We start from the raw sequence: 13,557 nt of genomic DNA, 5'->3' as shown, positions 1-13,557 counted from the left end.
AGGTGGGGGAGGGGCCGCGGCGCTCAGGCGGCGCCGATCACGCCCCCGTCGAGGCGGCGGACGGCGATCGTGGCCGAACGGGGCCGGCCGGCCCGTTCGCGGTCGGGCCAGTCGCTGACCGCCCGCGGGTTCCCGGCCGTGGGAGCACCCCATGCCGCCGTCGACGAGCCCGGGTGCTGGATGTTGACGAAGAGGGTGCGTCCGTCGGGAGTGCCGGTCACTCCGGTGACCTCGGCGCCCCGCGGTGCGGTGAGGAAGCGGCGGACCGTGCCGGTGCGGGGGTCGGCGAGGAGGAGCGCGTTGTTGCCGAGGTTCTCGTGTCGCCGCTCCTCCTGGTGGAGCGAGTGGGCCGAGACACCGGTACCGATCCACAGCTGTCCGGCGGAGTCGAAGGCCAGCCCCTTGGGGGAGGCGAACGTGCCCGCCTCGTCCAGCCCGACCGCCGCGTCGTGCGCCGGGTCGCCGGCCAGCACGAAGACGTCCCAGCGGAACCCGGCCGCGGTGTCCGGTCCCTCCTGCCAGCGGATGACGTGGCCGTAGGGGTTCGCGTCCCGGGGCCCCGCCGCGCGTGTGTGGCCTCCCGCGCCGTTGGCGAGCGCGCAGTAGACGTCGCCGTTCCGGGGGCTGACGGCGATCTGCTGGGGACGGTCCAGACGGGTGGCGCCGAGCGCGTCCGCCGCCTCGCGCGCCCGCAGCAGGACGTCGGCCTGGTCCTTCCAGCCATGGGCGGCGGTGAGCACGGACCGGCCGTGCGCGAGCGGCAGCCACTCGCCGCCGCCGTCCTCGCGGAAGCGCGCGACGTGCAGGACGCCGTGGTCCAGCGGGCTGCGGCCCCTGGCGTGCTCGGACTTCCAGGGGGCGTCGCCGACGAACTTGTAGAGGTAGCCGCCGTCCTCGTCGTCACCGCTGTACACGACGACGTGTCCGTCGCGGGTCTCGCCGGCCGCGGCCGAGGAGTGGTTGAAACGGCCGAGGGCGGTCCGCTTCACCGGGGCGCTCCCGGACGGATCCAGCGGATCGACCTCGACGATCCAGCCGAACCGGTTCGGCTCGTTGGCGGTGCGGGCGAGGTCGAAGCGGGGCACGGCGGCGTGCCAGCGCTGCCCGTGGCCGAGCGCGCTCAGGCCGTAGCGGCGCTGCGTGGCCGTGGGCCGCCAGGCCGGGTCGTCCGTACCGAACCAGCCGTTGGTGTTCTCCTCGCACGCGAGGTACGAGCCCCAGGGCGTGACGCCGTGTCCGCTGTTGCTCAGGGTGCCGACCGGGGCGTCACCCGTCTGCAGGGCGGGGTGCCCGGTGGTGAGCGGGCCGGAGAAGGTCACGGGTGTGGTGCCGGTGATCCGGGCACCGCGCGCCGAACCGGTCGGCCGCCAGGTGCCGTCGGCCCGCATCTGCACCTCGACGGCGGTGATCCCCTGTGCGGCCAGGCCCTTCGCCACCTTCTCGGCGGTCACCGCCTGCGCCCCGGCGCCCTGGCCGGCGTACAGCAGGGTGGGGTCCACCGACTCGTGGTTGATCAGCAGCATGCCGCGCCGGCTGCCCTCGGCGCCCCGGCCCATCGGGAAGAAGTGTGTCCCGCTGTGGTGCGACCCGATCTGACGCGCCTGTTCGGAGGCGGTGTTGCCGCCGTCCTGCCGCCAGGCGGGACCGACGGCGGAGAGCGGCGCGCCCCAGGGGGCGAGGGTCTGGACGGTGTAGCCCGCGGGAACGGTGATCCGGTCCGCCGAGTCGACCGGGACGGCGTCGAAGCCCTGGCCGGTCGGCTGGGTCTTGGGCTGCGCGGAAGCCGCCGGGGCCGGCGAGAGCGCGAACTGGGCGGCGACGAGGGCGCCGCCCACGAGCAGGTTCCGGCGGCTCATCAGCCGGGCGGTCACCAGGTCCTGGAAGTCCCGGCCACCGGCGGTGGCGGCCGGCGCGGCCGTCCGAGTGTCGTCCGACATGTGTCTCCTTGTCGCTGCGTTGCTGCGTTGCTTGTTGCCGCGCGGGCGCGCCGCTGGGCATGACTGCATCGCCGCGGCGGCGCCGCGTGCGATGGGTCGGGGTCGGGGGCACCCCGGTGAGGACGTCACGGGGCGAGGACTCGAATCTAGGCGAGGCGGCGGGCAAACCCGCCCGCCGACCGTCCCAGGGACGGTCCACCGCGTCCCAAGTACCTCTGGGACATGCGAGCCAGGGGCCCGTGCCGCCTGGCACGGGCCCCTGACGTGGGGCGGGGAGGTCGCTCAGCCGCCCGAGGGGGAGACGATCGCGTACGCGGGCCAGCCGCCGACGAGCCGGCGGGTGACGCGCTCCACCCGGTCGTTGTGGTTGCCCTCGATCGTGGTGACGGTGCCGTCACCGTTGTCCTTCTCGATCACACCGACGTGGACGCTCGTGGAGGTGCTCGAAGGGCCGGTACCGAAGAGCATCACATCGCCCGGCTTGGGCGAGGCGTTGCGCAGATCCGTGCGGAGCGTGCCGTGATCGCGCCCGTAGGAGTAGAAGTCCCCGCTGAACGCCGTGTGGTAATTGATCCCGGCCTGCTGCCAGGCCCAGCTGGCGAAGTGCGCGCACCAGGCCTCGCACCGGCCGTACGGATTGCAGTTGTTGCCCCACTCCTCCTGGCCGAGCTGGGAGCGCGCCGCCTGGATGATCTTGTCGCGGACGCTGCCCGACAGCGGGGGCACGGTCGGGCTGCCACCGCTGGGGCCGCCGCCGGGGCCGGTGCTGCCGATCTCGCGGGCGATGCCCATGGCCGCCATGGTCCGCGGGCCCGCTATGCCGTCCGCCTCCAGGCTGTGCCCGGCCTGGTAGGACTTCACTGCGCTCAGGGTGTCGGGGCCGTAGTCGCCGTCGGCGGACGTGCCGGCCGCGCTCTGCACCCGCTGCACCTTCGCCGACAGGGCGCCCTTGGTCTGCGGGCCGGCGATGCCGTCCACCTCCAGGTCGTTGTCGCTCTGGAAGGACAGCACGGCGTTCTTGGTACGGGGTCCGTAGGCGCCGTCCACACCGCTCAGCGGCAGATAGCCCAGACCGGCCAGGTTCCGCTGGAGGAGCCGGGTCTCGGTGCCGGTGCCGGTGCCCTGCCCACTGGAGACGATCCGGTCGATGTTCATCTCGCCCATGGTCTGGGGGCCGGCGATGCCGTCGACCTCCAGGCCGTGGCGGGACTGGTAGGACTTCACGGCGTCGAGGGTGTTCGTGCCGTAGTCGCCGTCGGCGGACGTACCGGCCGCGGACTGCACCAGCTTCACCTTGGCCAGCAGGGCGGCCGTCGTCTTCGGTCCGGCGTCGCCGTCCGCGTCGAGGCCGTTGTCGCGCTGGAAGTGCCGTACGGAGTCACGCGTCTGCGGCCCGTACGCGCCGTCGACGCCGCTGCGCGGGAGGTAACTGAGGCCCGACAGGCCCCGCTGGAGCAGGCCGGTGTCGACGGCGTGCGCGGTCGGCACCGGTCCGGTCAGCAGGGCCGTCAGGGCGGCGGCGAGGGTCAGGAACACGGCCATCAGCCTGCGGGCCGAGGCCGCCGCCCGGTCCGGTGGCCGGGTGGCGGGGGAGGGAGAGACGAGGGAGGGAGAGGAGAGGGAGGGCATGCGCAGAGTGGGCCTTTCGGCTGCGTGGTGACGGTTGGTCACCAGCAGCTTCGAGGCCCGCGCCGCGTCCCCTCCAGTACCCCAGCGTCTCTGGGACGAGCCCGGGACGTCCCTGGGCCGCGGGCCCCCCGACGGCCCCGCCGCGGCGGCCGTCAGGGCTGCTGGACGGCCCCTTCGGGCGCGCACTGCATCTGCTTCTCCGCCGGAATGGCCCCGCACACGCTCATCGACGCGAGGGGGGTCTCGCCGGAGACCGCGAGCATCTTGGTGTACGAGTCGTGCTCGAAGCGGATCAGGGCTTCCAGCTCCGTCCCCCTGGCGTCCTTGATGATCACCTTGTCGCCGACGGCCCCGCCTTCGATGCGCCCCCATACCGACTGGCAGGCCGCGCTGTAGCGGAGCTGGATGTGCATGCCCCGCAGGAAGGTGCTCTTGGCCGTCGTCGCGTCCCAATGGCATTCCATGGCCTGGGGATCGTGGCGCAGGCAGGTGTCGGACGTGCACTTGACCTGGATGTCACCGGCTCCCGGGACGAGGTTCGCGGCCTGGTCGCCGCCCCCGCCCTTCCTGGTGTCGGCCGGTTCCCCCGTCGCTCCCGGGGAGCGGCCCCCGTCCGTGGTGGAGGAGAAGGCGAGGCCGGTCGCGATCGAGCCCATCAGGGCTCCCGCGGTGATGTATCCGATCACGCCGAATCTTCGTCTCCACTCCGGCCTGGGTCTCTCGTGCGCCGGCCGGACCGCTGCCTGCGGGGCATCCGCCACCGCGGGCGCCGTCGGCTCCTCGGCCGCGGCCTCCGACGCGGTCCGCACCGCGGCGGTCTGCACCGGCGTGGTCTGCACCGGCGTGGTCTGCGCCGGCGTGGCCTGCACCTGCCGGGCCGCGGCCGGTGCGGCCGCGGCCGGCGCGTCGCCCGCCGGGGCGGAGACGGCCCGCGCCAACAGGTCGAGCAGCGGCTCCGGGTCCGCTCCCGCCACGGCCGCGAGCTGCTCGACGGCGACGGCGGTCGGCAGCTGCTTCCCGTTGAGGAATCGCTCCCACGACGAGCGGCTGTAGTGCGTCCGGTCGGCCAGCCGGCCGAAGCTGAGTTGCGAGGCTTCCTTGATCCTGCGCATCTCCGTGCTCAATTGGGTACGCGCCGACGCCGTACCACCTGCCGCCTTCGTCTGGTCAGACATCAAAGGGTCCCCCAACTCGCTTATGCGCCATACGGCTTCCCCGGGACGGTGTGGCGCGTGGGACAGGATATGCGGCGCCGCCGACAGTCCCGGAATCGGCTGTGGATGCCGGAATCCCTGGCGGGCACCGGCATCGGGCCTCCTCCGGACAGGGAGGGACGCGGCGTGGGACGTCCCTGGGAGGCGACCGCCGTGGTCGGATCGCACAGCGGTTTCCGGCCTCGGGTGTGCGTCGGGAACCGCGGTTCGCCCGGCCGAGCGGGCCGACGTGATTCCTCGCTGCAGCCGGACTCCAGGAGGACGCGAGCGAGGATCACCACCTTGCAACGGCGGGGTGACTGACAGTCAGGAGGCGCGGATGCTACATGCGAAGCGGTGGAAGAGCCGGACCGTACTGGTCAAGGTCCGGCGCTGGTTCGCCGAGGCCCTGTTGGCCTACGGGGCGACCTTCATCCACGGAGAGGAGCGGGAGGCCGCCGTACGGCTTCTGACCGGGCCGGCTCCCGAGCGGTCGGCCCTCCGGTTCCTGCATGAACCGCCGCCGGGCCACCCCGAGCGGCTGCGCCCCGACATTCCGCTCAGCGAGTGGGAACTCGACCTGGGACGCCAGCTGATGGCCGGGTACCACCGCGGGGAGGAGGGCAGGACCGTGGCCTGAGCCGGCGCCGGCGGGTACCGCCCACCCGTGTTCGAGTCCCCGTCGAGCCGCGAGGCGAACACTCGCAGGCAGAAGGTCGGCGTGGTGGAGCAGGGAGGAGTACGCGATGGACGGGGGACCGGGACCGCAGGACCTGGCGGGCAGGGTGGCGTCGTACGCGGTGCGGTGGCCGGACCGGGACGCCGTGATCCAGGTGCGGGGCGAGCACGAGAGCCGCATCACCTACGGGGAGCTCGCCCTGCGCGCCCGGCGGCTGGCGTCCTGGCTGGCCGCCCGCGGCGCGGCCGGGCGGCGGGTGGTCGTCGCCGTGGAGGACGGGCCGACGGCGGCCGTGGCCATGCTCGGCTGCCTGCTCGCGGGGGCGGTCGCCGTCCCCGTGCCGCCGCCGTCCGTCTCGCGCGCCGCCGCCCTGCGCACCGCGGCGATCGTCAAGGACGCCGAGGGGCTGCTGGCCCTCACCGAGCGGGCCTACGCGGCGGAGCTCACGCAGAGCCTCTCCCTGGCCGGTCTCGGCGCGATGGAGTGCCGGGCCGTGGACGCGTGGCTGCCGCTGCCCGCCACCGACGCCGACGAGGGCAGGGACGCCGATGCCGGCGGGGCCCTGGACGCGGCCCGCGGCCCGGCCCGGCCGAGGGCCGGTGACCCGGCGCTGCTCCAGTACACCTCGGGCTCCACGTCCCAGCCGCGCGGGGTGATGGTGACCCACGGGAACCTCGCCGTCACCATGGCCGCCGTCCAGGAGGCGATCGGCACCGACGCGGACTCGCGGATCGGTGGCTGCCTGCCGCTCCACCACGACCTGGGCCTGATCGGGCAGTTGCTCCACCCTCTGTGGCTGGGCGCCACCGCGGTGCTCATGCCGCCCGCCCTGCTCGTCCGTGATCCGGTGCGCTGGCTGGAGGAGATCAGCCGGCACGGGATCACCGCGGCGGCCGCGCCGGACTCGATGTACGCCCGGTGCGCGGCGCAGGTCACCGACGACCGGCTCGCCGGGCTCGACCTCTCCCGCTGGCGCACCGCCGTCGACGCGGCCGAACCGGTGTCGGGGGCCACCCTGCTGGCCTTCGCCGAACGCTTCGCCACGGCCGGGTTCGACCCGGCGGCGCTCGCCGTGGGGTACGGGCTCGCGGAGGCGACCCTGCTGGTGGCGGTGTCCGCGCCGGGTGAGGCGGTACGCGGGGCCGGCCGGGCCCCGGTGAGCTGCGGACCGGTGCGCGGCGCCGAGGTCCGCGTGGTCGATCCCGAGACGTTCGAGCCGCTGCCCGACGGGAGCGTGGGGGAGATCTGGCTGCGCGGCCCCGCCGTGACGGCCGGGTACTGGAACCGGCCCGTGCAGACGGCCGAGACGTACGGTCGGCGCACCGCCGCGGGAGAGGGCGGCTTCCTGCGCACCGGTGACCTCGGAATGCTGGCCGACGGCGAACTCGCCGTCACGGGACGCCTCAAGGACGTCATGCTCGTGGAGGGAGCCGCCGTCCACCCGCACGACCTGGAACGCGTACTCCTCGACAACGGCCGCTCCTTCGTCTCCGCCGCCGTCTTCGCCGTGAGCGAGCCGTCGGCCCCCGACCGTGTCGTCGTCGTCCAGGAGGTCAGGCCCACCGTGCGCACGACACCGGACCACCTGACGGACACCGTGCGCCGCAGCCTGGCCGACGAGTTCGGCGTGACTCCCCACGAGGTTCTCCTCGTGCGCCCCGGCACCGTCCGCCGCACCACCAGCGGAAAGATCCGCCGCTCGGCGGTGCGGACGATGTACCTGCGCGGGGAGCTCCGGCCCCTGTACGTGTCCGGGCGGGCGGGCGGATGAGGCAGCCGACGGAGGCGCGCGGCACCGCCGCGTCCGCGGGCGCCGCCTCCGCCGCGGAGCCGGACGCCCACGCCCGCGCCGACCGGCTGGAGCGGATGCTCGGCGATCCCTGCGACCCCGCCGGTCCGGTGGGGCTCCGGGCGCTGCTGGAGGCCGGCCGGGACGGTGTCCGCTGCGCGGCGGGCGAGGCTGTGCTCGACGACTTCGGGCTCGGTGCCGAGTTCGTACCGAGGGACCGGGGCGGGCGGCTGGAGCGGGCCGACGGGCTCGCGGCGGTCCTGGCCGCCGTGTTCCGGCGCGATCTGGCGCTGGGGTTCGGCCACGGGATGACATCGCTGTTCGCGGCGTCCCCGGTGTGGGCGGCCGGGAGCGAGCGGCAGCGCGAGGCGGTGGCCGGGCTGCTGCTCGGGGGCGGGCGGGCGGCGATCGTGCACCACGCCCTGGCGCACGGCAACTCCCTGCTGCGGGGCGAGGTGACCGCGACCCGGCGGGCCGCGGGGCGCGGGTTCGTGCTCGACGGCCGCAAGGAGGCCGTCATGAACGCCGACCGGGCCGGGATGTTCACCGTGTACGCCCGGGCCGCCGCGGCCGCGCAGGGCCCCGGCGGCCTCTCCGTGCTCCTGCTGGACCGGGACACCTTCGACCGGGACGGCTTCGACCGGGACGGCTCGGCCCGGTTCACGGGCCTTCGGCCCACCGACGGACTGCGCGGCGGGTACACGGGCGGGCTCGAACTCCAGGGCCGCACGGTGCCCGAGGAGTCCCTCGTGGGTCACGAGGGGCAGGGGATGCGGCTGGCCCTGCAGACCTTTCAGCTCAGCCGCGCCCTCATCCCGGCCGCCCTGGTGGCCGGCTCCGACACCGTGCTGCGCACGGCCGTCGCCGCGGCCGCCCGGCAGGCCCCGAACGGCATCGGAGACCGCTTCGGCGGTCTCCTCGCGGGGGTCTTCGCCGACCTGCTGCTCTGCGACAGCCTGGCGCAGAGCGCCCTGCGCGCTCTCCATCTGACCCCGCACAGCGCCCACCTGACCTCGGCGACCGTCAAGTACCTGGTACCGGACCTGCTCCGCGACGGCCTGGAGGAACTGGCCCAGATCCTGGGCACCGCGGGGCCGGACGGCGAGCTCGGCGCGGCCCAGCTGCGCAAGCTGCTCCGCGACGCGCCGGCCGCCGGGCTCGGTCACGCCGGCACGGCGGCCTGCCAGGCCGTCCTGGTGCCGCAACTGCCGAGGCTCGCGGCCCGCTCCTGGTTCACCGCGCCCGAGCCGCCGCACGCGCTCTGGACGGCCGGCGCCGCGCTGCCGCCCCTCGACCTGGGCGGGCTCGCCGTCGCGGGCGGCGACGACACCCTGGCCGCCGCCCTGGTGCACGCTGCCCGGCGGGTACGGGACCGCGGTGCGACCGGACCGTACGGTCCGGTGCTGAGCCGCCTGGTCACCGCCTTCGTCACGGAGCTCGGGCTGCTGCGCGACCGGCTGCGCCTCCTCGCCCCCGACGGCCGCCCGGTAGCGCCGGGGCCCGCGGTCTACTCGCTGACCGACCGCTACGTGCTCGTGGCGGCCGCGGGCGCCGCACTGGCCACCTGGGAACGGCGGGGCGGGACCGACTGCTTCGCCTCGCACCCCTCGTGGCTGGTGCTCGCGCTGCTGCGGCTCGCCCGCAGGCTGGGGCTGACCGGGCTGCCGGAGCCCTCCCCGGCGGTCGTGGAGCGCGTGGGCGGCGAGGCTCTCGCGCGGTGGCGCACAGGACGCTCCTACGATCTGCGGGCCGCCCCCCTGTGCGGGGAGCGGCCGTGACCGACGAGCACCCCGGGACCCCGGTCGAGGTGCCGGGGCCGGACGCCCCGTGGGACCGGGCGGTGTTCCACATGGCGCGGTGCGGAACCACGGTCGCGCACGCCCGCTGGGCCGACTGGCTGCCGCCCGACTTCGACGCGCCCCGGCTGCGTGCGCACCTCGGCTCCCACGACTGGCGACGGCACGGGGCGATGACCAATCCGGCCGCGCGCGCCCGGTTCGTCGCGACCCGCCTGCTGATCCGGTACGCGGCCGCGGCGGTACTGCGGGTCACCCCCGACGAGGTGGACCTCGCCTATCGGCCGGGCGGCCGCCCGTACCTGCGCGGCTGCGACCAGGTCGAGGTGGCCCTCACCCACAGCGGCGACGTGGCCGCCGTGGCGCTCAGCCGGTGCGGTCGGATCGGCGTGGACGTGGAGCCGCTGGCCCGCCAGATGTCGTACGAGGGACTACGCCGTCTGCTGTGCACCCCCGCGGAGCGGGACACGATCGGGGCCCTCCCCGAAGCGGACCGCTCGCCCGCGCTGCTGCGCCTGTGGACGCTCAAGGAGGCGTACACCAAGGCCATGGGGCAGGGGATGCGGATGGGGTTCACCGGATTCGGATTCGACCAGCACAGCGGGGATCTGGTGTCGCAGGACGGCACGCCCCTGTCGCCCGGCGAGTGGTCCTTCGACGCCTACGAGATCCAGGGCAGCCATCTGCTGAGCGTGGCGCGGCACACCGTGGGCTGGGAGACCTCGCCCGACACGGCGGCGGAGAGCATGCTCGATTCCGGATTCCTGGACGAAGTGACCAGGGCTCTCCAAGCAGTGATCGAGTAGACTCGCTCGGTGGTCGACTTCCCGCCATGTTCGAGGAACGGCCCTTCTGAGCAGGGGAGTTGTGGATGCATAACGCATCCATCGCAGGACCGTGCAGCAGCCGGGGGGAGCGCGCGCGGACCACACCGCGCGCCGCCACGCAGAAGCAACGGGGGAACGGGGAAAAGTGGTCAGTGTTCTGATTGCGGAAGACATGCTCATGCTGCGGAGGGCGCTGGTGTCGCTCCTGGAACTGGAGCCGGACATCGAGGTGGTCGCCGAGGTGGCCAACGGTCTGGAGATCCTTCCCCAGGCGCAGAAGCACCGTCCGGACGTCGTCGTCCTCGACATCGACCTGCCGGGCATGGACGGCATCACCGCGGCGTACGGAGTGAGCAGGGAACTGCCCGGATGCGGCATCCTCATGCTCACCAACCTGCACCGCACCGGCAATCTGCGCCGGGCCCTGGCGGCGGGGGCGTCGGGCTTCCTGCACAAGGACACGGACCCGGACCGGCTCGTCGCCTCGATCCGCGCGGTCGCCGAGGGCCGGCAGGTCGTCGACCCGGAACTGGCCCTCGCCGCCCTCCAGGACGGCCCGCAGCCGCTGACCCCGCGCGAGCTGGAGGTGCTGCGTCTGGCGGCCGAGGGCGAGGAGGCGGCGCAGATCGCGGTCCGCCTCTTCCTGTCGGCGGGAACGGTGCGCAACTACCTGACGAACGCCGTGACGAAGCTCGGTGCGCGCAACCGGGTGGACGCGGTGCGGATCGCGCGCGAGGCCGGCTGGCTCTGACCGGCCCGGCCGGCCCGGTCGGGGTGCCTCGCGCGGCCCCCCGCTCCGGGCCGGTCAGGCCTTGGCCTCCTGTGCCGGCGGCGCGTCGGCCCCGTCGGGGGGCAGCAGGATGTCGGCCCGCAGGACGAACCAGCCGTCCTCGCGGATGTCGGCGCTCAGGTGGCCCCCGTGTTCCCGTACCCGGGCGGTGAGATTGGCGATGCCGCTGCTTCCGGTGGCGTCCGCGGACGGAATGCGGCCGGTGCGGCCCACCCCGTCGTTGGCGATGGCCACGTGCACCACGCGGCCGCCGCGGCCCCCGGTGATTTCGACGTTCTCGGCCTTGCTGTGCCGCAGCATGTTGGTCAGGCCCTCCCTCAGGACCGTCGCGAGCACGGTGTCGGCCGCGGTGGGCAGTTCACCGCAGTCCAGGGACACGGTGGTGTGCACACCGAGCATGGAGAGCATCGACTCCGCGGTCGACGCCTCGACGCTCAGCGACATGTCCCGGTAGCCGCGGGCCACCGTGCGCACGTCGGTGAGGGCCTGCCGGGCCGTCTGCAGGATCTCGGTGAGCTCCTCCTGGGCGCGGTCCGGCTGTCCGGGTACGAGCCGGTACGCGAGTTCGCACTTCAGGGTGATCGCCGAGAGGCTGTAGCCGAGCAGGTCGTGCAGGTCGCGGGCGAACCGCAGCCGTTCCTGGGCGATGGCCAGGCGGGCCAGCTCGGCGCGCGAGTCGTGCACCTCGGCGACCAGCTCGGTCAGCCGGGAGAGTCCGTACACCACGAGCGCGGTCAGGATGGTGGCGACGGTCGTGTACGCGATGTCGGAGGGGCCGATCCCGAAGCGGGAGACGATCACGTCGGTCGCCAGGACTTCCGCGACGAAGGCGGGCCAGGCGAACGAGGCCGGAAGCAGCAGCAGCGTCGACGCGGCGAGGAAGCCGGGCATTCCCAGCCAGGCCCGTCCGAGGACGAGGAAGGGCCCGTAGGTGAGCAGGCACTGCACCGCGAGCGTCATCCTGGGCGGCCGAATGGACAGGACCATTTGCCGGCCGAAGGAATGCAGCAGCTGCAAGGACAAAGTGGCCAGCAGCAGCAGAATCGCACTCACGAGTACGGCCGGACTTAAATGGGCTGCCATGAGATACGTGGCGGCAATTCCGAAGAATCCGCACAATACGACGGCTGTGATGCCGGTGGCGACGCGCGGGGCCAGGTCACGGTCCTGGTGCTGACCGATATCCGGGGATGGATGTTCGACGCGGGTGTTCACTTCTCTGTTCGCCCCCTCGACGGCGGGGCTTCCGCCGGTGCAAGCGAGCATAGATGATGTACGGCTCGCGCAACCGAACCTATTGTCGAACTCCTGTCGCGCATATTCCTTGACGAATGGTCAATTGCTGCCCGGTATTGGCGGAATATTGGATTCCTTTGAAGCGTCAACCGTGCGCGGAAGGCCGAAGACGATTTCCCCGACGCTCGGCTCGGCCAGCCAGTCGACACCGAGCGCCCGCGCGACGGCGCCCACGTCCCCGGCCGTGAGCGCGCAGGCACCCATGCCCATCGCCGCGCAGACCAGGTAGAAGGTCTGCTGGAGCGCGCCCACCTCCTTCAGGACGCTGGCGTAGGCGACCGAGCTGAACTGGGTCGCCACCCGCAGCAGTCGCGAGGTCAGCACGACGAGCAGCGGCGGCTGTTCGTCCATCCCGGCGAGGGAGCGGGCGTCCGCGAGGATGTCCGCCAGGGCCTGTGGATCCCCGTGCACCGGTTCGAGACGGTGTTCGAGGGGGTCGTAGTGGTACGCGCCCGGGGGCAGGCCGGAGCAGCGTACGGCCACCACGTAGATCTCCAGGCCGTAACTGCTGCCCGCGCTCGGATAGGGGCGGCGCGTGCGCCAGGAGCGGGTGGGGTCGCCCGCGTGCGGCGGCAGTACGGCCCGCACGCGCGCCGCCCGGTAGAGGAGCTCGCCGAGCTGTCCCAGGCTCGGGTCCTGCGCCGCGAAGCTGCGGGTGGAGCGGCGTTCCTCCAGTACCTCCGTGAACGGGGGGTCGTCGGTGCGCAGGCGGGTCAGGCACGGCCGCTCCAGCAGGACCGGCGCCCTGCCGTCCGGGGTCTTCACCGGCGGTTGCGCGGGCGCGCGGCCCGCCAGCGGGTACGTCATCCCGAGGTCCGCGTCGGTGCGTCCCGGCCGGCTGCGCGCGTGGAGGAAGAGGTCGGCCGGGGTCCAGCCGGTCAGGGCGGGGTCGGAGTCCTCCGCGTACGCCGTGCCGTCGAACGGCGTCGTCATGCCGGCCGCCGCGAGATAGGCGTGGACGAGCGTCACCGCGCGCTCCTCCAGCGGCCGCCGGCCGGTGGCCGCCGCCGAGGCGTCCCGCCCGCCGCCGAGCTCGCCCAGCACCCAGCCGACCGCCGGGTGGTGCACCTCGACGCGGTGCTGCGACAGGGGCGACTCCAGGTGCAGTCCGTGCTCGCCGCTGTGCAGGAGGGCGAAGCGGGAGAGGCGCCGGTCCCCGGCACGCAGCGGCCGGTCCGCGGGCGGTGGGCACGGTTCGAACCGGGCGTCCGCAGCGATCGGTACGACCGACAGCAGGGGGGTGCCGCCCAGCGCGAGCGTGCGCACCACGCAGTTCTGCACCGAGGCCAGGTTCGCCCGCAAGGCGGTCACCTCGGGGGCCAGCGCGGCCGCGTCGGCCTCGCAGAGCACGGGAGGGAAGGGCGCCAGGACATTCGCGGGGGAGACGGGCCCGAGGGTCATCCGGCGCAGCAGCTCCGCGAAGTGCGGGCCGGGGCGCTCGATGCGGGTACTGCCCCAGCAGGACTCCAGGACGACGACCGGGCCGGGCCGGCCGCCCTCGCCCGCGGGACCTGCCGGAGCGTTCGCGGGGTCCTCCTCCCTGAGCGAGGAGTCCGGGCGCAACGACCACAGTTCGGCGAGCTCGGTGCCGGCGAGTTGGTGGATGCGCATGTGGGAACCG

General features: G+C 73.9%; 10 protein-coding genes. 5 read left to right on the top strand and 5 right to left on the bottom strand.

The genetic code is table 11. From position 1 onward, the window contains the following. Positions 1-23 precede the first annotated feature (23 nt). The 3 genes from Sspor_RS12960 to Sspor_RS12950 all read right to left on the bottom strand — a co-directional run bounded on the left by Sspor_RS12960 (position 24) and on the right by Sspor_RS12950 (position 4,741). Positions 24-1,937, bottom strand: coding sequence for a PhoX family protein (locus Sspor_RS12960; RefSeq protein ID WP_202199276.1), 1,914 nt, complete (start codon positions 1,935-1,937; stop codon positions 24-26). A 282-nt stretch (positions 1,938-2,219) separates the two neighbouring features. Beyond that, positions 2,220-3,566: a peptidoglycan-binding protein gene (locus Sspor_RS12955; protein WP_202199275.1), complete on the bottom strand. Its 1,347-nt coding sequence runs from the start codon at positions 3,564-3,566 to the stop codon at positions 2,220-2,222. Positions 3,567-3,718: 152 nt separating this feature from the next. After that, positions 3,719-4,741 carry a helix-turn-helix domain-containing protein gene (locus tag Sspor_RS12950; protein WP_202199274.1) on the bottom strand — a complete coding sequence of 341 codons (1,023 nt, stop codon included), beginning with the start codon at positions 4,739-4,741 and terminating at the stop codon, positions 3,719-3,721. A 358-nt stretch (positions 4,742-5,099) separates the two neighbouring features. On the opposite strand from Sspor_RS12950, the gene Sspor_RS12945 reads away from it, so the two are divergent. The 5 genes from Sspor_RS12945 (at position 5,100) to Sspor_RS12925 (ending at position 10,601) form a co-directional block, all read left to right on the top strand. Continuing rightward, positions 5,100-5,399 carry a DUF6059 family protein gene (locus Sspor_RS12945; protein WP_202204143.1) on the top strand — a complete coding sequence of 100 codons (300 nt, stop codon included), beginning with the start codon at positions 5,100-5,102 and terminating at the stop codon, positions 5,397-5,399. Between the two features lie 106 nt (positions 5,400-5,505). After that, a complete protein-coding gene (locus Sspor_RS12940) occupies positions 5,506-7,209 on the top strand; it encodes an AMP-binding protein (RefSeq protein ID WP_202199273.1) in 1,704 nt (567 codons plus the stop codon). Further along, complete coding sequence (locus Sspor_RS12935) at positions 7,206-9,005, top strand: acyl-CoA dehydrogenase family protein (RefSeq protein WP_202199272.1); 1,800 nt, start codon at positions 7,206-7,208, stop codon at positions 9,003-9,005. Before Sspor_RS12940 ends, Sspor_RS12935 begins: the two co-directional genes overlap by 4 nt. Beyond that, on the top strand, positions 9,002-9,829 hold the full coding sequence (locus Sspor_RS12930; RefSeq protein ID WP_237403838.1) for a 4'-phosphopantetheinyl transferase family protein: 828 nt from the start codon (positions 9,002-9,004) through the stop codon (positions 9,827-9,829). The genes Sspor_RS12935 and Sspor_RS12930 overlap by 4 nt, the downstream gene beginning before the upstream one ends. A 166-nt stretch (positions 9,830-9,995) precedes the next feature. Next, positions 9,996-10,601: a response regulator transcription factor gene (locus Sspor_RS12925; RefSeq protein WP_202199271.1), complete on the top strand. Its 606-nt coding sequence runs from the start codon at positions 9,996-9,998 to the stop codon at positions 10,599-10,601. Positions 10,602-10,655: 54 nt separating this feature from the next. Here the strand turns inward: Sspor_RS12925 and Sspor_RS12920 are convergent, their stop codons facing one another. Both Sspor_RS12920 and Sspor_RS12915 read right to left on the bottom strand, forming a co-directional pair. Continuing rightward, positions 10,656-11,693 (bottom strand): sensor histidine kinase, encoded by a 1,038-nt coding sequence (locus tag Sspor_RS12920; RefSeq protein ID WP_237403837.1) that lies wholly within the window; start codon positions 11,691-11,693, stop codon positions 10,656-10,658. Positions 11,694-11,975: 282 nt separating this feature from the next. Next, a complete protein-coding gene (locus Sspor_RS12915; protein WP_202199269.1) occupies positions 11,976-13,547 on the bottom strand; it encodes a SagB/ThcOx family dehydrogenase in 1,572 nt (523 codons plus the stop codon). Between the last annotated feature and the right edge of the window lie 10 nt (positions 13,548-13,557).

Origin of the sequence: Streptomyces spororaveus, from assembly GCF_016755875.1 — a bacterium.
Taxonomy (GTDB): Bacteria; Actinomycetota; Actinomycetes; order Streptomycetales; family Streptomycetaceae; genus Streptomyces; species Streptomyces spororaveus.
Note: the sequence above shows the minus strand (reverse complement) of the source record. Positions and strands in the feature narration are given on the sequence as shown.